At 39.9% G+C, this 582-nt stretch carries 1 protein-coding gene; it reads left to right on the forward strand.

The features are described from left to right. On the forward strand, positions 1 to 582 hold a 582-nt coding region (locus R8O11_RS29745), incomplete at both ends, for a LysR substrate-binding domain-containing protein (RefSeq protein WP_318195195.1).

Here is a 582-nt window from a genome sequence, read left to right on the forward strand (position 1 = left end):
CCCTGCGAAATTACATTTAAAGTTATTAGATATCGCTCCTAATATCACAATAGAAACAGAAAGTTGGAGCTCAAATACCATTAGTAAACTGATTAATGGTGAGTTAGATTTGGGAATCAACTACCCTCTAAACAATGTCCCTAAAGAACTACAAACCAAGCACCTTGCCACCGATGAATTTCAGATATTAGCGAGAGATGCACACCCTTTATCGAATCAAGCGATCGATTGTAATGACTTAAGTCTATACCCAATTGTCACTGCCATCGTCCCAGATTGGAATGAGAACAGAACGCTTATTGAGTGCTGGGCAGAGCGTGAAAACAGTGAAACCGAAACCGCTTTTAGGTCCAGTTCCATTTTGTCTCTATTAGAAGTGATTTCGGAGACAGATGCTCTATTCCCCACATCTGCGTTTCTTTCAAGAAAGCATCTTTCCGGACTCAAAAGTTTGTCACTCTCTCCACAACTAAAAGCCTCCTTCAAAGGCGAGTCTCAAGATATTTATCTATACATGCACTATCGCCATCGCAATAGTCCTATTTATAAATGGCTGATTCCAATAATTGAAAGCACACTTTC

It is taken from the genome of Vibrio sp. 1288 (assembly GCF_033344475.1).